General features: G+C 67.8%; 16 protein-coding genes. 6 read left to right on the top strand and 10 right to left on the bottom strand.

What is annotated here, in order from left to right; genetic code table 11:
* Window positions 1–50: 50 nt before the first annotated feature.
* On the bottom strand, window positions 51–3,257 hold the full coding sequence (locus IEY88_RS16825; protein ID WP_189155696.1) for a S8 family peptidase: 3,207 nt from the start codon (window positions 3,255–3,257) through the stop codon (window positions 51–53).
* Between the two features lie 1,085 nt (window positions 3,258–4,342).
* Here IEY88_RS16825 and IEY88_RS16820 point away from each other — a divergent pair.
* The 3 genes from IEY88_RS16820 (at window position 4,343) to IEY88_RS16810 (ending at window position 8,333) form a co-directional block, all read left to right on the top strand.
* The gene (locus IEY88_RS16820; RefSeq protein ID WP_189155695.1) at window positions 4,343–4,483 is read left to right on the top strand and encodes a hypothetical protein; all 141 of its coding nucleotides are present in this window, start codon (window positions 4,343–4,345) and stop codon (window positions 4,481–4,483) included.
* A gap of 745 nt (window positions 4,484–5,228) precedes the next feature.
* Complete coding sequence (locus tag IEY88_RS16815) at window positions 5,229–5,444, top strand: hypothetical protein (RefSeq protein ID WP_189155694.1); 216 nt, start codon at window positions 5,229–5,231, stop codon at window positions 5,442–5,444.
* Between the two features lie 129 nt (window positions 5,445–5,573).
* Window positions 5,574–8,333 carry a glycosyl hydrolase gene (locus IEY88_RS16810; protein WP_189155693.1) on the top strand — a complete coding sequence of 920 codons (2,760 nt, stop codon included), beginning with the start codon at window positions 5,574–5,576 and terminating at the stop codon, window positions 8,331–8,333.
* Window positions 8,334–8,654: 321 nt separating this feature from the next.
* Here IEY88_RS16810 and IEY88_RS16805 read toward each other — a convergent pair whose 3' ends face one another.
* Complete coding sequence (locus IEY88_RS16805; protein ID WP_229693455.1) at window positions 8,655–9,683, bottom strand: zinc-binding dehydrogenase; 1,029 nt, start codon at window positions 9,681–9,683, stop codon at window positions 8,655–8,657.
* Window positions 9,684–9,744: 61 nt separating this feature from the next.
* Between IEY88_RS16805 and IEY88_RS16800 the strand changes: the two genes are divergently transcribed.
* Window positions 9,745–10,053 (top strand): ArsR/SmtB family transcription factor, encoded by a 309-nt coding sequence (locus IEY88_RS16800; RefSeq protein WP_189155692.1) that lies wholly within the window; start codon window positions 9,745–9,747, stop codon window positions 10,051–10,053.
* A 521-nt stretch (window positions 10,054–10,574) separates the two neighbouring features.
* On the opposite strand, the gene IEY88_RS16790 is transcribed toward IEY88_RS16800, so the two are convergent.
* Together IEY88_RS16790 and IEY88_RS16785 are read right to left on the bottom strand one after the other, a co-directional pair.
* On the bottom strand, window positions 10,575–11,153 hold the full coding sequence (locus tag IEY88_RS16790) for a hypothetical protein (protein WP_189155691.1): 579 nt from the start codon (window positions 11,151–11,153) through the stop codon (window positions 10,575–10,577).
* A complete protein-coding gene (locus tag IEY88_RS16785; RefSeq protein ID WP_189155690.1) occupies window positions 11,153–11,395 on the bottom strand; it encodes a hypothetical protein in 243 nt (80 codons plus the stop codon). The genes IEY88_RS16790 and IEY88_RS16785 overlap by 1 nt, the downstream gene beginning before the upstream one ends.
* Window positions 11,396–11,565: 170 nt before the next feature.
* On the opposite strand from IEY88_RS16785, the gene IEY88_RS16780 reads away from it, so the two are divergent.
* Window positions 11,566–12,141: a TetR family transcriptional regulator gene (locus IEY88_RS16780; RefSeq protein WP_189155689.1), complete on the top strand. Its 576-nt coding sequence runs from the start codon at window positions 11,566–11,568 to the stop codon at window positions 12,139–12,141.
* Between the two features lie 386 nt (window positions 12,142–12,527).
* Here IEY88_RS16780 and IEY88_RS16775 read toward each other — a convergent pair whose 3' ends face one another.
* The 5 genes from IEY88_RS16775 to IEY88_RS16755 are packed head-to-tail and all read right to left on the bottom strand — an operon-like array spanning window position 12,528 to window position 16,170.
* Entirely contained in the window at window positions 12,528–13,193 is a 666-nt protein-coding gene (locus IEY88_RS16775) for a GAP family protein (protein WP_189155688.1), read from the bottom strand.
* A complete protein-coding gene (locus IEY88_RS16770; RefSeq protein ID WP_189155687.1) occupies window positions 13,190–13,708 on the bottom strand; it encodes a TetR/AcrR family transcriptional regulator in 519 nt (172 codons plus the stop codon). The genes IEY88_RS16775 and IEY88_RS16770 overlap by 4 nt, the downstream gene beginning before the upstream one ends.
* Window positions 13,709–13,742: 34 nt before the next feature.
* Window positions 13,743–14,606 (bottom strand): NmrA family NAD(P)-binding protein, encoded by an 864-nt coding sequence (locus tag IEY88_RS16765; protein WP_189155686.1) that lies wholly within the window; start codon window positions 14,604–14,606, stop codon window positions 13,743–13,745.
* Complete coding sequence (locus IEY88_RS16760; RefSeq protein ID WP_189155685.1) at window positions 14,603–15,553, bottom strand: NADP-dependent oxidoreductase; 951 nt, start codon at window positions 15,551–15,553, stop codon at window positions 14,603–14,605. Before IEY88_RS16760 ends, IEY88_RS16765 begins: the two co-directional genes overlap by 4 nt.
* A complete protein-coding gene (locus tag IEY88_RS16755; RefSeq protein WP_189155684.1) occupies window positions 15,550–16,170 on the bottom strand; it encodes an NAD(P)-dependent oxidoreductase in 621 nt (206 codons plus the stop codon). Before IEY88_RS16755 ends, IEY88_RS16760 begins: the two co-directional genes overlap by 4 nt.
* A gap of 49 nt (window positions 16,171–16,219) precedes the next feature.
* On the opposite strand from IEY88_RS16755, the gene IEY88_RS16750 reads away from it, so the two are divergent.
* Complete coding sequence (locus IEY88_RS16750; RefSeq protein ID WP_189155683.1) at window positions 16,220–16,708, top strand: MarR family winged helix-turn-helix transcriptional regulator; 489 nt, start codon at window positions 16,220–16,222, stop codon at window positions 16,706–16,708.
* Window positions 16,709–16,969: 261 nt separating this feature from the next.
* On the opposite strand, the gene IEY88_RS16745 is transcribed toward IEY88_RS16750, so the two are convergent.
* The gene (locus tag IEY88_RS16745) at window positions 16,970–17,401 is read right to left on the bottom strand and encodes a MarR family winged helix-turn-helix transcriptional regulator (RefSeq protein ID WP_229693454.1); all 432 of its coding nucleotides are present in this window, start codon (window positions 17,399–17,401) and stop codon (window positions 16,970–16,972) included.
* Window positions 17,402–17,476 lie beyond the last annotated feature (75 nt).

Here is a 17,476-nt window from a genome sequence, read left to right as displayed (position 1 = left end):
CGTTCCGGCCTCCGAGGCGCGGTTCCCGAACGAAGTGCTCAGTCGATCGATCAGTGCAACTTGTAGGCGTTGATCAGCGTTTGCTCGACGGAGTTGCCGGCCGCGTCTGTCGCTTTGGCCCGCAATGACACCGAGGTAGCGTCATCGGGGTGCTGGACGACCGCCAGCACGTCCGCCACGACGGTCACCGGCGTCCAGGTCAGGCCGCGGTCGAACGACGCATCGACCTTCAACGTCCGTGGCACGGTGCTGGTGTTCGTCGCTTGCTGCTGGAGCGCGACGGGCACGATGAGCGAGCTACCTGCCGGCACCGAGTTGTTGTCGTCCAGCTTGGGCGTGAAGCGGAGGACCGACAGCGGCAGCCGCGTCCGGTTGGGACCGACGTGTTCGGAACGGAACGTGCTCGTGAGCCGGACCGTGGTGGTCACGTCGGCGGCACGGCTGCGGACGCCTTCAATGGACAACGTGTAGTTGCCTGGCTCCGACGGGACCTTGAAGTCATCGGCGCCGTAGGTGCTTTCGCCGATCTTCACGCCGTCCTTGTAAAGGACGATGCTGTGCTTGTCCGCTGCCGTCACACCCATGTTGCCTGCCGCGTCGCCCCACAGCGGGATGTTGACCCGGATCTCGTTGCCGGCTCTGGTCAGGTAGTCGTTGTCGTACTTCGACTCCGGCAACGCCGGCCCGAACACGCCGCGGTTGAAGGGCGCCTCGATGGTGGTGCCCGCCCGCACCGACCGAGGCCGCGAGATGAGTCGCTGCTCGAGCGTCTGCTCCGGGCTCATCTGCCAGGCCTCGAGCACCCACAGCGCGTCGGAGGAGTAGTACCCGTATCGTTCACCTGGCAGGGAGACGGGCATGACCTTGGACCACCACCCCGACAGCGCCGGACCGAATTTCGGATGCGGGAACGACCACGCCAGCCCCGACCTGCCAGGAAGCGGGACTGCGTACGTGGTGTGCACGCGACCGAGGTCCTCCTTCCTGTCCGCTCGGGTGAATCCGGCGGGGAAGGAACCGTTGGCGTAGTATCCGAGGCCGTAGAAGTCCGCGTTGCCGCCGACCCACTGCGTGTTGTACTGCGTCACGAACTCGTTCGGCGGCAGCTCCGGGCCGAGCCCGGCGGTCCACAGGGTGCCCAGGTCGCCGCCGAAGCGCACCCAGGTAAAGCCGGCACCACCCTTGATGCGTCCGTACCTCGTGTACCTGACGTCAGCGACGCCCAAGGAGGCGTTGTCCGGTGGGGTGATCTTCGTCTGCCGGGCCGCGCGGAAGTCCAAGTCCACGCTCAACTCCCGGGTCATGTCCAGCGACGGGTACACCAGCCATGCGGTGTGCTTGGCGGTGAGCACGCTGTCCAGGATGTAACGCCCCTTGGGCAAGCGAATCGACACGCGTCCGTCCGGGCTGAACAAGCGGTACATGTCGCCGGTGTCGATGTTCTGCGCATAGGTGCCGTACTCGGCGGTGGTCGGCTGCCCATCGAGGCCGATGTGGTTGATGGTCAAGGTGTGGGCTTCCCCCTCGCGGGTGACCGCGACCGGCGTGAGCACCTGGGTGCTGGGTGAGGTCGCGGTCAGCACCCCGCTGAACACGCCGTCGAGCGAGCCCAGCCGCGTGTCGGCGACGACGTTCACCGACGCCGTGCCGCCGGCCGGGATCGTCACCCTCGGCACCGAGGGGGTCAGCATGCCGGTGGGCGCGGGCCTCCCGTCAGGACCGGTCGCGGTCACCGCGAGGTCCAGGGTCATGTCCGCGGTGCTCGCGTTGCGGTACGTCACGTTCTTGCTCACCGGCTGGTCGTCGTCGTGCGGCCAGAGCTGGGTGCCGAAACCGATGTTCGTCGGTTCGCTCGTCACCACCTGGCTGATCGCGCGGGCGACGTCCACGCGGCCGGAGCCCTGGGCGAAGACGTTCAGCTTGTCGTTCGGTGTGGCCGACGCGGTCAGCGCAGCCTTGAGCTGCTGCCCGGTCCACGTCGGGTGCTGCTGCGCCAGCAGCGCGGCCGATCCGGCCACGTGCGGGGCCGCCATCGACGTGCCGCTCAGCGCGACGTACCCGTCGCCGGTGGACGTACCGATTTGGCCGACGGTGGCCTTCGCGGCCACGATGCCCACGCCGGGTGCGGTGATGTCCGGCTTGATCGCGCCGTCGCCGAGTCGCGGGCCACGGCTGGAGAACGACGCCAGGTTGTCCTCGCGGTCCACGGCCCCGACCGTCAGCGCGGCGTCCGCGCTACCCGGCGACAGGACGGTGCCGTCGCCACCGTTGCCGTTGTTGCCCGCGGAGATCACGAACAACGTGCCCGTCTTGGACAGTTCGTTGACGGCCTCCTCCAGCGGATCGACCCCTTCGTCGTCCAATCCCCCCAAGCTCATGTTCACCACCTTGGCGCCCTGCTCGACCGCCCACTGCATGCCGGCGATGATCCCTGAGTCCGTGGCTCGGCCGTTGTCGTCGAACACCTTGCCGTCGACGATCTGCGCCTCGTGGGCAACGCCTTTGAGCTTGCCGCCCGACTTTGCTCCTGTGCCGGCGACGATCGACGCGACATGCGTGCCGTGGCCGATCCGGTCCAAGGTGTCCGCAGCGCCACTGAAGTTCTGTTCGGCGACCTCACGGCCTGCCAGATCCGGATGGGTCTCGTCGACACCGGTGTCCAGGACGGCGACCTTCGTCCCCGCACCGGTGTAACCGGCTCTCCACGCCTCCGGCCCGCCGATCTGCGCAACGCTGCGGTCCAGCGAGGTGTGCTTCACAGAGTCCAGCCAGACCTTCCGCACGGTGGTGCTCTGCATCGACTGCCAGGCCGATCCGTCACGGTCCGCGCTGACCGCGGACGAGTTGATGCTCGCCAGGCTCTGTGTCTGCTTGACGCCGGCCAACTGCGCGTGAGCGACACCAGGTGCGTAGGTCACGATGAGCGGGAGCGTTGCCCGCTTGCTGTCGCCGTAGCCGGAGTCCAGCAACGTCGTCACGTCGAACAGACGCTCATCGACCTTTCCTTGCCGGACGAGTGGAACCGCGTCCCTCGGGACCACGAACAGGTGGTCGTTCCGCTGGTACGTGGAAAACTCGATCTCGCTCCGGCCCTCGCCGGGCACGATGGTTTTGACGTCCCGCTGCGCATCCAGGACTACGACGCGGTCACCGGTGATCAATGTGACCGACTGACCGACCAGCGGTCCGCCCGGCGCGGCGTTGGCCGTCGGCGGCGTACCGAGCACGGTACCGAACGCGAGGGAGGCGAGGGCCACCCAACTGCCTGTTCTCCTTCTGATTGAACGCACTTGAAGTGCCTCCAAGAATAGTGTTTCGCACACACCTCGACATCGTCGACCCGAAGTCGATGAACCACACGACGTGGTCTAGACAAGTTAGCGTTGATTACTCAGAGGCGACAAGCTTTCCCGACGAAGCTGTCTCGTGACATTTTCGACCGGTCCATTCGGTCGATTGCGGTGATCCATTGGGATCAGCACGTCTTATTCAGTCGATTGATCAACCGGTCGAAGGAAGGTGCTGATCTGGCCGCTCAGTGCCGTTGCAGGAGAACGAGGGAACGAGGGAACGCCGCTCGCACCGTTGTGCAGCAGTGACCGGCTCCGGCTTCATGAAGTCGGGTCGATCGCCTTGCACTGTCCACCGACCCCATCAGGACGACTGATCGATCGACATCGTCTCTACCTGTGAACATCACCTTCGGGCCACTACCTGAAATCATGGCAAGTCGATTATCGCCTGCACCCTCACCTCAAGCCGAGATACCGGATAGAAGCACATGTCGCACCGCTGGTAATGACAAACTGATCAGAAAATGATTTCAGAGCCGGAAACTGGCGTCCAGGGGCGACAGATTGCCCGCCTCCCGCTCTCCGACCTGAAGGGAAGATCGACTTCGACGATGCGGGGCATGATCGGATTCACGCCACGGAGATCCGCCGCCTACTTGCGAAACCCATCCCGCGCGCGCGACCGACGATGCCTGATCCCGGTCCTGGTCCCGTTCTAGGTCTCGACACCGACGACAACAGCAACCCCGACTCAGCCACTACGACTTGTGCTCTGTCGACAGCACGCATCACAGAACTCCTCGGTCTCGCGAAGTGAGAGCGCTCTCACAGCGTCGCGACCGCAACTCTGTGTGTCAAGCATGAAAAATCCACACAACTAGTTGCAAAATCGCGATAGCGGTCCGATCGGCAGGCGAGCCTGTCGAGTACGCCTTGCGGCGCATCCTGCGAGATCAAGTCAACTCGCACGTCGCCCACCTCGACTTCTGCGCCGCCGTGGAGCTGCCCATCGCGCGGCAGGAGGAAAGCCCGCGGTTTACGAATTGGCGATGCTGTCCGACGTGGCCCTTACCGATCCCAGTGCGATCCAGGTTGGTCACGGCGAAGCGCACTGGGTCACCGACACCGAACTCGGCAACCTCGACCTGCGTCCCACGGCGCTCGCGACCGCTTGCGCGTCGATGATCTGACCGGCGAGCGCCAGCGGTGGCTGCTGACTCCTGACCAGACATCCACCGCTCGTTCATCCGTCGCGCTCTGGCGCCAGAAGCAACTCGAAAGACACCAACCCGCTGTGCGTCATCTGGCTCGGCCTGGTCCACCACGACCAGCCGGTCCTCGGCGTCACCGCGCTGTCCTTCTGCCGCCCGAGCGCAAAAGCTTCGCCGGTACAGCCCCTCCGCACTGAACCTGGTCTGTGGTGCTGACGGCAGGCCACACTCGACCGGGTCGCGCTGCGCGATCGCGATGGCACCAGAGTTACGGGACGAGGTGTTGCCGTTTTTGCGGCTACTGCGTAATAGCCGCACCTGCCGAGCCTCGGGATCTCAACGCAGCAAGGCTTCGAACTCACCAACCGGACATCGACCCGGAGCGCGCCGCCGCGCTCAGGGCCGCCCTGCAGGGACACCGCCCGACGACGAGCATCTCGCGCTTCTGGACCGCGTCCTTTGGTCCTGCGCCGCATCCGTCCAAGCTGCCCCACCTGCGCACCAGATGTGCGAGCAGGTACTCCAACCACCCATAAACCGGGATTTCATGATGCGCTGCGCTCGCAGCAGCAGCCACCCCGTCCCACGAGCCGGTCCGGGCCCGTCGAATGCCGGCCGTAACGGGGCTGATGCACTTCACCCACCCCGTCGGCAGCTTCGATGTCGACGTTGCCACAGCGTTGACCAGCCCGTGGACCACCGGGGCCCCGGCCTGGATGAGGAATTGCCACCGACCTTCCCCGTCGCAGGCGTCTCGTGGTCGCGGTTGAGCCAGCCCGACCTCGACCTGGACCTGGACCTGGACGATGCCGCCGGCAAGATCCGCCGGACGCCTCGCACGCCGCACGACGCAGCACCCTTGACGCCCGAGTTCGACGGCGTCCAGTCGACCTTCCGGACCACGGGCACCACAGGCTGGGACAGCCTTCCCTTGAAGTAGCCCTCTTCTCTCGGGCAAGAAACACAAACGAAACAAAACGTGGACAGTCGGACACCTTAGGTTTACCGTATCGATAATGTGAGAGCGCTCTCACAGTGTGAGTCCCTGTTGCTCCGCTGGAGGTTCCCTGTGCGTTCGATCCGACCACGTTTGGCGGCGTTCGCCGCCGCGGTGGTCGCGGCCACCGCGATCACCCTGATACTCCCTCCGGCCGCAAACGCGGTCGCGGTCGGAGCGGGCAGTTATGCCACCGAGCGGCCCGCGGGCGCCGCCGGACCGTCCAACTCCGACGGCGCCCCCGTGACGCCGAAGGTCACCGCGCGCATGGCGGGCCAGCCGGTGCCCACCAACGAGTGGTGGTCGTCCCTGGTGTGGCAGCGCTACGCGGGCAACCCGTACGGCGAGAACCTGTACGCCCACCCGATGTCGTTCCACGCTCAGGCACAAGGCCTCGGCGTCGGGTACCCGAACACCGCGGCCGTCGTCTCCAACGGCACCGCCTACGAGATGCTGCACCGCGACGACCTGTTCGTCGGCGTCACCGGGCTCAACGCGCCCGGTGTCGCCGTCGACGGCTGGTCGGACTGGACTGTCAGTCCACTGTGGACCGGTGGTGGTCGTACCCTGCGCGCCACCATCGGCCACGGCCTGCCGTTCGTCCACGCCGAGGCGACGGGCGGCAACGCCCGCGTCGCGTTCAACGCGACCGCCACAGTGTGGAGCAACACTCCCGGAGTCCTCGGGGTGACGATCAACGGCCACGAGTACGCCCTGTTCTCACCGTCGACCTGGACGGTGTCCGGGTCCGAGGCGACTTCGGCCGCGGCCTTCTTCTCCGTCGCGCTGTTGCCCTCCCGCGACGCGCTAGCGCTGTTCCAGAAGTACGCCTTCTCGTTCGTCACCGACACCAAGGTGTCTTGGTCGTACAACGCGGGCACGGCGCAGTCGTCGGCGACCTACTCGGCGACCACGGTGGCCAGGCAGGGCACGCAGACCGGCACACTCCAGGCGCTGTACCGCCACCAGTGGCTCAACACCACCGACGCGGTGACCGCGCACCGCTACATCTCGCCGCGCGGCGAGATGCGGCTGCGCGAAGGCGGCTCGTTCACCACGCGCCAGGCGTTCAGCGGCGTCCTGCCCGCGCTGCCGCTCTCGTCGCAGGCCGACACCACGAGGCTGCGCAACGAGATCGACGCCGAGCTCAACGCCGCGGACCCGTGGAAGGGAGCCACGGACACCTACTGGACCGGCAAGGCGCTCAACCGGTTGTCGAACCTGGCCCGCATCGCGAACCAGATCGGCTACACCGCGGGCCGCGACCGGCTCATCGCGATGGTCCGCGACCGGCTCACCGACTGGCTCACCGCGACCCCCGGCGAGGCAGGCAGGCACTTCGCCTACGACTCGACCTGGGACACGCTGATCGGCTACCCGGCGTCGTTCGGGTCCGACCGCGAACTGAACGACCACCACTTCCACTACGGCTACTACATCCTGGCCGCGGCGATCGTGGCGCAGCACGATCCGGCGTGGGCGTCCGACGCCCGCTACGGCGGCATGATCAAGATGCTCGTCAAGGACGCCAACAACTACGACCGCTCCGAGAGCCGCTTCCCGTTCCTGCGGTCGTTCGACGCATACGCGGGGCAGAACTGGGCTTCGGGCCACGCGGGCTTCGCACACGGCAACAACGAGGAGTCCTCCTCGGAGTCGATGATGTTCGCCACCGCCGCCGTGCTGTTCGGCCAGGCGACCGGTGACAACACCCTCCGCGACGCGGGCATCTACCTCTACACGACCCAGCAGGCCGCCATCGGCCAGTACTGGTTCAACAAGGACAACGCCGTCTTCCCGGCAGGGTTCAACCACGGCACGGTCGGCATCGTCTGGGGTGCTGGTGGCACGTACGGCACGTGGTGGACCGCGAACCCGGAAGAGATCCACGGCATCAACATGCTGCCGATCACCGGTGGCTCGCTGTACCACGGGGCGTGGAAAGCCGACATCCTGCAGAACATCGCCGAGATGCGCGCGGCCAACGGCGGCACGGAGGTGGAGTGGAAGGACGTCATCACCGAGTTCCTCGCCATCGCCGACCCGGCGCAGGCCCTCGCCAACTACGGCGGCGGCCTCGAACCGGAGGCCGGTGACTCCAGGGCGCACGCCTACCACTGGATCACGTCGCTGAACACCTACGGCACACCCGATCACTCCGTCACCGCCAGCGTCCCGACGTACGCGGTGCTGGCGAAGAACGGCGCGCGGACCTACGTGGCCTACAACCCCGGCACCACCACGGCCACGGTGAGCTTCTCCGACGGCCAGACGTTGTCCGTCCCGGCGTCCTCGACCGCGTGGCGCGGTCCGGCGGGCAGCGGCACTGACTCCGGCAGCGGCGGGGTGAACCCGACATCGCCGACGACCACCACAACAACAACGACCACCACCACAACCACCACGAACCCGCCCGGCGGCAGGAACGCGTTCGCGACCATCCAGGCGGAGTCGTTCGACGGGCAGAGCGGCGTGCTCACCGAGACCACGACCGACACCGGCGGCGGCCAGAACATCGCCGGGCTCGGCAACGGCAACTGGGCGCTGTTCCGGGGAGTCGACTTCGGCTCCGCCACCGGAAGGCAGTTCACCGCACGGGTCGCCAGCGGCGCCGCCGGCGGCGTGAGCGGCTTGGTGGAGGTCCGAACCGGCAGTCCCACCGGCACCGTGCTCGGCTCGTTCGCCGTCGGCAACACCGGCGGCTGGCAGAGTTGGCGCACCGTGCCCGCGAACATGTCACCGCTGACCGGCAAGCAGGACGTCTACCTGACCTTCACGAGCGGGCAACCGGCCGACTTCGTCAACGTCAACTGGTTCTCGTTCGGGCAGTGATCCGCCGCCGCCCCACCGGGTGTGGAGGAAGCACGATACGCACGAGGTTACGAGGACTCATCGGGATCACGGCCACGACGGTCGCCATCGCGGCGATCGGCGTGGCCGTGTCCTATCAGCCCGCGGGAACGGGACCACTTGCACGGCAGCCGCCCCGGTGCCGTCGACGAGCAGCAAGCGCTGGCCATCGAGGACCTGTGGCGCTGCTGTCCCCCCGGCGCCTGGGATTCTGCCGTGCCCGTCAGGTCGACCAGGAGAGCTTCTTCCTCACGGCCTGCTCGCCGAGCGGTGGGCGAAAGGGCATGGGCGGCAAGCGGTCCGTTACCCCTTCCGACCCGAGGACCCCGTCCCCTGCGGCGGCTGGTCCAGGGGGTGCACGGCGATGGCGATCTTGCCGCGAGGGCGCCTGCGGCCTTCGCCGGCAGAGTCGCCTTCCAGCAGTGTGTGCGCCTGCGCGATGTCGGCCAGCGACAGCACGGCACCGATCACCGGTCGGAGTTCTCCCTGGTCGACCAGCCGGCTGAGGGCCTCGAGCTTCGCACGGCCGGGACTGACGAAGACGAAGTGGTAGGTCGCGTTCACGCCCCACGCGGCGAGCAGGTTCTGGGGTTCGGCGATGTCCACGATGGACACCACACGGCCTCGGTCGGCGAGGATCTCCGGGCTGCGGGTGAGGGTGTCCCCGCCTACGGTGTCCAGGACGACGTCCACCCCGCCCATCGCGCGGACCTGCGGCGCGTAGTCACCGGTCGAGAAGTCGATCGCGGTGTCGGCGCCCAGTCCGGCGACGAACTCGTGATCTTTGGCCCGCGCGGTGGTGATCACCTCGGCTCCGAGCGCTCTGGCGATCTGGACGGCGACCGAACCGACCCCGCCCGCTCCGCCGTGCACCAGGACCCGTTCCCCGGCCCGCACCCCGGCGCGTTCGACCAACGCTTCCCACACCGTCACGCCCACGAGCGCGAGACCAGCGGCCTCGACGTGCGACAGGCGTGTGGGCTTGCGGGCGACCAGTGCCTGGTCGACCAAGTGGAACTCAGCATAGGTTCCCTGCCCGGCGAACACCGGCGCCAGGTACCAGACCTCGTCACCCGGCTGGAAATCGTCTGCCCCGGGGCCGGTCTCGACCACGACTCCGGACACGTCGTTGCCGATTACCGCCGGCAGCGCGATCTGGTCGCGGTAGTCGCCGCGCCGGGTCTGCAGATCAAGAGGGTTCACGGACGTGGCCATCACCCGCACCAGTACCTGGCCGGGCCCCGGAGCAGGCCGCGGCAGCTCTCGGGTGGCGAACGCGGTGTCCGCACCACCGAAGCGGACGAGTTCCATCACGCGCATCGAGGTAGCCATGCGGCAACCTTAGATTGATAAATTGCAAATCGTCAATGTGATCCTGCGTTACGATGATCGCGTGTTCTCGGAGGCGGAGTTGCTGGCTGTGTTCCGGGCCCTGTCCAATCCGGCCCGCCGCCAGATGCTGGTGTGGCTCAAGGAGCCGATGAGCTTCCCCGGCCAGGAGCTCGACGACGTCGAGATCGGCGTCTGCGTGACCGACATCCAGCAGCGTGCTGGTCTGAGTCAGCCGACCACCTCGCAGTACCTCACGATGCTGCGACAGGCAGGGCTGGTGATCGCCACCCGGCGAGGCAAGTGGACCTACTACCGCCGCGACGAAGACAACATCGCCCGTCTCCTGGAGACCCTGCGCGACGTCTTTTAGACCGTGTGACGAAAGTAGATCTTGGGCTGTGAACGATCGCGGTTCAAGGTCGAGGCCGCTCGTGGGCCGCGGTCCTGTCCGGCCTGCGAGGTAAGGACGGTCATCGCCATCTCGACGACCAAGCAGGCTGGTGCGGGTCTTTCACCTCCACCCGACCCACAAGCGCCTCACGGCGCACCCGCTCCACTGCCCAGCGGACCTTGCCCGGTCCGGAGCCGTGGACTGTGCCGCGTCGGGCAATCAGGGGCTTGATGCCGCGCTTCCACAGCAAGCCGCGGTGCAGTCACTCCCGCCGACCGCGCCGGTCGGTCACGGCGTTCCGGCGCAACGCCTCGCCCCAGTTCCGCCGCGTCTCGTGGATTCCCTGAGCCCGCAAGCCACGTCCCGGACCGGGCGACGACCGTCGTGGGCGAGCTTCGTGGCATTGCGCCGGAACTACTTCGGGGTACTTGCTTCGCTGCCCCATCGCGCGTTCTTCTCCTCGGCTACTGCCAAGTCTGGAGGCGTCGGGCCAGCGGGAGTCACTTCAGGGATCGCCTGCCGCGAGCCCTCCACACCGCGAGCCGACGGACGAGCCCGACGACGAGCAGGACGATGCACGCCGCCATCACGAGCCACTTGGCCAGGGTGAAGAACGGCCCGAGCTGGTACGACGGCTCAAACCGTTCGGGGAAAGCTGCGGCCATCGTGAAGTGATTGACATTCTCGGCCACGTCGAGAATCCACAGCGGCAGCGGTAGCAGGTTCACCCACTGGAGCCGGCTCGACACCGGGTAGAGCAAGGAGAGTGCCGCCGCGAAGAAGACGCTCAGGCTCAGCACCGGGAACCAGAAATCGAGACGAAGGTAGAAGTCCTGGTACGCCTCGCGGCCGTCTGGGCCGAGGCCCGCCAGCAGCGCACGCGCCCCGGCGGCGGACCAGATCGGCACTTCTTCGTCCAACAGCCGCGCGCCACGGACGCCATCGGAGGTGACGGCTCGGGAGCCGGCGGGGACGAGCACGCTGAACATCACGGTGCTTATGACCAGGGAGACCCAAAGGAGCACGGTGCTTCCTGAAAAGCGCCGGATGGCCGCTGAGGTCGTGAGAAGGCGCGCCATCACGGTACCGACACCACCTTTCCGAAGAGGCGGCCCTGCTGGGCGTGGCGGATCGTGTGGTCGGCGTCGCGCAGCTGGGAAGTTCGCGCCACCAGCGGGTTGATGGCACCGCTGGAGCGCGCGGCGAGCACGGACAGGTCACCGGGGCGTGCCTGAGGGCCGAGCTTCTCAATCGCGGCAGCGGACGTGTCGGCGCAGGCCGGGCCGACAACCTCGTGTCCGGCGGAGATCAGTTCCGGCACGACTGCGGAGCCGAGATGGCCAGAAGCACTTGTAACGAGTAACCGCATGGGAGTCCCTTCACAACCATCGATGTCACCTTGCGACATCACCGTACCCCCCATGATGTCACCATGCGACATACCTCTGGCAAAGAAGGAAGTCGCAGGGTGACATCAGATACCATCCCCACATGGCCCGCTGGCAACCAGACGCACGCGGCCGCTTGGAGGCGGCCGCCTTGGAGCTGTTCGGCGAGCGCGGGTTCGACCAGACCACGGTCACCGACATCGCCGCCCGCGCCGGCCTCGACAAGCGCACCTTTTACCGACTCTTCGGCGACAAGCGCGAGGCACTCTTCAGCGGCAGTGGGCACCTGGAGGAAATCCTGGTGAGGGCAGTGACCGACACCGACGCCGACCCCTTCGAGGCGGTCATCACCGCCTTCCGCCGGGTCGCGCAGGTGATGTTCGCCGATCGCCTCGATCTGATCCGAGTGCGGCACTCCATCATCGAGGCCAGTCCAGAACTGCAAGAGCGTGAGCTACGCAAGATCGGTTCGCTGGCGGCCGCGGTCGCCACCACTCTGCGCGCCAAGGGCCTCCACGAAACCACGGCCACCCTGGCCGCCGAGTCCGGTATCACGGTCTTCCGGGTTGCATACGCCCGCTGGGTCGCACCCGGCAGCGACGCCTCGCTCGCCGACCTGATCGCCGAGACGGCCACCGAGCTACGCACGATCGTGTCAGCCTGGGGCGGCAGAGGGTGAACCGCGAAGGAATGGCAACGGTGTCGACCTGGATGATGACGTCGGACCCACAGAGCACGCCGGGAACGAGGACCAGCTTCCAGCCGGTGACATCGATTCGCCATCCGACGACTCGGCGAGGGTGACCGCGTCGCCGGTCCGATCGAGGCCGTGGTGGAGTGCTCCGAACGCCTGCCGACGCCATGGGCGGCGATGTACGTCGCGCGATGGGCGATGTCCTGATCGAGCGCGGTTCGGGCCAGCCGCCGGAGGGGGTGTCCCGCCAGAACCGGGCCAGACCGCTGGCGAGACGTCGCTGTCTCCGTCCCAGCTCCGCGATCCGGCGGGTCGTGGCCCGCAGTGGCCTTCTCCAGCGGGCCTTCCTGCGCGTCGATCTCCGCGTCAGCTCACCAAAGGAAGGCAAGTACCACGACGCAACAGGCGAGCAGAAGCCACAGCACGGCCAGTGCGGCGTTCGCCGGCAGGACCTTTTCGGCACCGAGTCGGGCGTACAGGCCGGCGAGCCGGGCATGCACTCGTCCGCCGAAAGCCGCGCCCAGCACGATGAGGACGAGGCATGGCAGGCAGTAGATCAGCGCGTAGCCGGCCAGGACGAGCAGCGCCTGTCCTGTGTGGACGCCGGCGGTGACCAGTCGCTCGACGGCCGGGAAGTACGGGAAGGCGTTGGGCAGGTCCGCGCCTGTGACCACGACACCCAGTGGCACCGCGGTCCGCACCGAGACCCACGACGGCAGCACGACAGCAGTGCGGGTACGTGTGCGAAAGCGGCGCACACCCGCCACCGCCAGTGAGCCAGCCCCGAGCAGCAGCGCCGCACGGCGCAACCACGCCATCGCGTCGGTGATGACACCCGCTGCGACGTCGGCACCGAGCAGGAGCACGACGCCGAGCGCGAACACCGCGGCGTAAGCGCCCAGCGCGAACAGCACCGCGGCGGTCACCGGTCGGCGCAACGGGGCGAGCAGGAGCAACGCGACACCGGCGATCGTCGCCGGGTTCAGCGCGTCCAGCAACGCCAGTCCCACGATGCCCGCGAGCAGCACGGGACTCATTCGACGCCCAGCGGCAGTCCGAAGTGGGCGACGAGAGCGTCGACGTCGGCCGCGCCGGGCGGCTGCGCGGTGAGCGCGGTGAACAACAACCCGTCTCCGACCAGGCGGACCACGCGAGCGCGGACCGGATCACCGAGCTCCGCTTCCAGCATGCGGTCCCAGCGCTCGATGGCCTCCCCCACCTCCGCGGGCAGGTCGAGGTCCCCCACCGCGGTCACCTTCACCATCGACAGCATCGCCTGGAACAGACGCCGTTCCTGGTCGTCGGGCACCGACAGCCGCAACCACGCGGCGGCCATCGCGCCCTGGGCGGCGGCCGCCGTGAGCCGCTCGTCGGCCAGTCGGACCGCACGTTGCACGACGCCGTGCAGCAGCGTCGCGGTCGTGAAGTGGTAGAGCACACCGCCTTTGCTCACACCGGCTTCCTCCGCCACGGCGTGCAGAGGCGGGGGCACCTTGCCGGCGATCAGCAGCCGCTCGGCCGCGTCGAGGATCTGGTCACGGGTGTCAGCCATGCCCTCTACTGTACCGTCCGGACGGTTTAGTGAGTCAGGTCCATCGCCGGTCTCGCCAGCGCCAGGCCGAGTCGTCGAGGAAGCGCCGCAGTGGGGTGGGCTCTTCGCCCAGCAACGTCCTCACCTCGTCCGTGGCCGGCTGGTTGAGGCCGAGCCGCGTCGCGGTGTAGACCGCGGCCATGAAGCCGATGCTGTCCCAACCGACTCCGCGGCGCCGCAGCCGGATGGTGAACCGGATCAGGCCGGGGCGGGTGTAGCGAATCGTCCGGCCCAGTGCGACACCTAGTTCGGCGGCGACGTCGGACATGCCGAGTGCTTGTCCGCCGGTGAGGTGGTGGACGGTGTCGCGGTGGCGATCAGGGTGCAGCAGGGCGTCGAGTGCGACGGCTGAGGCGTCCCGCGCGTCCAAGAACGTTGTCCGTCCTTTGCCCGCTGGGACGAACAGTTCGCCGTGCTCGACGATGTCGATGCCGTGGGTGGACACAGCGCGGTGCAGGTTCTGCATGAAGAACGAGCAGCGCAGTACGGTCCAGGTCATGCCGCTGGCCTGAATCGCTTTCTCCACCTTGTGATGCGGGAGGAAGGTGAGACGGTCCGCGCCGAACACCGATACGTAGACGACGTGCCGGCATCCCGCTCGGGCCGCTGCCTCGACGAACGGGATGATCCGCTCGCGGGCTGCCTTGTTGCCGGGCAACGGGAAGAGCAAGAACAAGGTGTCCACACCGGACAGTGCGTTCGTCCACGTGGTTCGGTCGGCGAAGTCCAGGCGGGCGTGATCGGCTCGATGGGGCACAGGATGCCTGCTCGCGATGCGCCGCGGCACGCCGGGGTGCTGGTCGAGCAGGGCGACGAGTTCAGCGCCGACGTTGCCTGACGGGCCGGTGATCAGAATCATGGCACCGGCTCCTCTGCGACGGCGAGAACGACTTTCCCCGTGCTCGTGCCGCTGTCCAGATGCGCGTGGGCGTGCGAGGCCTCGCTGAGCGGGAACACCCGGTCGACGGGAACCCGCAGGGCACCGTCCTCGACGAGCCGCACGAGCCTGGATAAGTCCGTGGGTCTCGCCGAGGTAGCCACCACGGAATAGCCGGGACCGCCCAGCGCCGAGGTGAGCAGTCCCCGCACGGCCTGGGCACTCGCCGGCCGCGTGGACACCATGAGGCCACCTGAGCCCAGCAGGCGGTGCGCCGCTGACGCCGGCAGTACGCCGGGGGTGTCGAGCACGACGTCGTAGGTGCCTCGGATCTCGTCGGGAGCGAGCACGTCATGGGCGCCGAGGGATGCGACGAGGTCGCGTTTGACCATGGAGGCGGTGGCTGTCACGTGTGCGCCGGCCAGTGCCGCCAGCTGTACGGCGAACACGCCGATGCCACCACTTCCGCCGATCACGAGCACCCGTGCGCCAGGCCGCCGGTGCAGATGGGCTCGGCGGTACAGCGCCTGCAACGCGGTCAAACCGGCCAGCGGCACCGCCGCCGCCTCGGCGGCAGGGACACCGCGCGGAGCGAGCACCGCCCGGTCCTGACGGACCAGCGCGTACTCGGCCTGCCCTCCGCCGCGGTGACCGAGCAGCGCCACCACCTCATCACCAGGGGCGAAAGCAGTCACCGTCGGTCCGCATGCGACGACCGTGCCGGCGAGGTCGAATCCCGGCACGAAGCCCCCGCGCCGCATCCACGGGACCGGCACCCCACCTCGGCGCAGACCCAGATCCGTGCCGTTGACACTGCTGGCCCGCACCCTGACGAGGACCTCGTCGCCGCGGGGCGCACCGAGGTCGGGCACCTCGGCACATGCGAGGACCTCCGGGCCGCCGCGGCCTTGCAGCACAACGGCCTTCACCGCGCCGCCACCAGCGGTGCCTGCTCGAGGTAGAGATCGTCCTCGGTCACGTCGACGAGGAACAGAGCGAGATCGGCGCGGCTGAGCGCGGTGCGCCGCGGAGAGGCGTGCGCGTGGTGCTCCACGCGGCCCTCGGCGGGTTCGTCGTTCAGCCGCGGCGGCCGCACCAGCGTCCACCGGATCCCGCTGCCTGCCCACACCTGGTACTCGGCAGCCTTGTCCAGCACCATCGGCAACCGGGACATCAGCGCCGAGAAGACCCGGTCGCGGACACTCTTGCGATCACCGGGAACCGTGAGCCCTGCGCCGCTGACACCGACGTAGCGGCGCACGTTGTGCTTGGCCATGACCGCCCGCAGCACCGGGGCGACCTCGCCGTGCAACCGGGGCGCGTCGGGACCCGGCCCGAGCGCCGACACCACGGCGTCCGCCCCCGGCACCGCCTGCTCCAGCACTTCCGCGCTCCGCACATCACCCACGACGAGCGTCACCTCACCGGGCAACCCAGCTCGCTCGGGATCACGCACCACCGCCACGAGTTCATGCCCTCTGCGCAGCAACTCCGCCACGGTCACACGTCCGGTGCGGCCCGCCGCACCCAAGACCACGATCCTCATCGAGCACCTCCGCCGATCACCCTCACTCCATTACATGTACCATACATACATGACGGGTGAGCGATCCCTGGACGACCTCGACCGGGCTCTGGTCAGACTGCGCAGGCTGTGGAGTGCACCGCGGTCGAGCATCGACGACGGCGGCGTCGCCGTGGACATGTCCAGCATCTTGGTGATCGAGGCGTGCGCGCGTGGAACAGAGGCCGGCGAGGACACCACGATCCGCGACATCGCCGCGTTCACCGACACCGAGCACTCGACCGCCAGCCGCCTCGTCGACCGCGCCGCCAAGGCCGGACTGGTGCGACGCGAACCCTCACCCGCTGACGCCCGAAGGACCAGGGTCGTGCTCACCGAAAGCGGGCGCCACACCAGACAACGCGCCACCGGCTTCCGGCTCACCTGGCTCACCGAGACCTTGCACCAGTGGCCACAGGACGATGTCGCACATCTGGCCGCCCTGCTCACTCGCTTCGCGGATGAGGTCGACCGGCACGGACCACCTGGGCGCAAACCCAGCCCGCCGCCGGCCAATTGAACGCTGCTGCCCTTCCTCGCACGTGAACCGACCCGACGGGACACGCGCTCAGGTGATCGAAAGCCCGTGTCCGGCAGGCGTCACGGGCATAGGCCTTGCCGCACGAGCCCTGTGGTCGGGTGCGGCGACCTGCGCCCGAGCGCGACTTGTCAGGCTGCACGCTGCGATCATCGCAACGGAGACTCGAGGTCTCTGACAGCCACATGTCATTGCTGCGCACAGGAGCAGTCAGTGGCGCAGTTGTGACAGCGGCAGTGATCTCTACGTCGCGGGTCGGGTGTGGGCCAAGGCGGTCGTGAGGTTGGCTTCGACTTGGTTCAAGGTGCGGAGCGTGGCAGAGAGATCGGAGTCGGTGAGGCCTCCGATGGTCGCTGCCTCCAGAGCGCGCCACATGCGCTCGACTTCTGGGCGCAAGGTGTGGCTCGCGGAGGTGGCGGACACCAGGCTTGCGCGTCCATCGGTGGGATCGGGCACCTGCTCGATCAGGCCGGCCTTCCCGAGCCGCTGCACCATCCGAGTGATGGTCGGCGAGTCGGAGTCGAGCACCGCGATCAGTTCGCTCTGGCGCACCGGGCCGGAGTCCCACAAATGCATCAGCAACAGCTCCTGGCCGAGATGCAGGCCCAGATCACGCAGCAGACGAGCCGCCAGCATCCTGTGCAGTCGCACCGCGCGAAACAACTGATAACTCACCGGGCCGCTCTCGGCAGCGCTTGGACTCGTCCGCCCACCCTGCTGTCCTGACATCCCTCCATGGTCCCTGCTCGC

Source organism: Lentzea pudingi (assembly GCF_014646255.1).
Lineage (GTDB): Bacteria > Actinomycetota > Actinomycetes > Mycobacteriales > Pseudonocardiaceae > Lentzea > Lentzea pudingi.
This window is presented reverse-complemented; position numbering and strand designations above follow the sequence as displayed.